Here is a 230-nt window from a genome sequence, read left to right as displayed (position 1 = left end):
CCAGCGCCCTCGTGCTGCCGTCGATCCCGGACCACGACTTCGGACCGCTCAGCAGCGGCGAGCTCATGGTCACCGGATCGATCTCGCTCCCGCAGAGCCTCTCGGCCACGGGCGCGCACCCGACGCAACTCGACGAATCCGACCTCGATCACCTGCTCGACCCCGGTGATCACCAGGTCGCCAACACCGACTCGCAGCCGGTCCGCGCCATCCGCGCGGTCAGCACGCAC

The 230-nt window shown here is 70.0% G+C and carries 1 protein-coding gene; it reads left to right on the top strand.

Annotation, left to right across the window (positions count from 1 at the left end):
• A partial coding sequence (locus tag H6B31_RS17025; RefSeq protein ID WP_204899560.1) for a hypothetical protein occupies window positions 1-230 on the top strand: 230 nt, incomplete at both ends.

The organism is Pseudoflavonifractor capillosus (assembly GCF_016899775.1).
Taxonomy (GTDB): domain Bacteria; phylum Bacillota; class Clostridia; order Oscillospirales; family Oscillospiraceae; genus Lawsonibacter.
The sequence above is the reverse complement of the archived record's forward strand: the minus strand, read 5'-3'. Positions and strand labels throughout refer to the sequence as shown.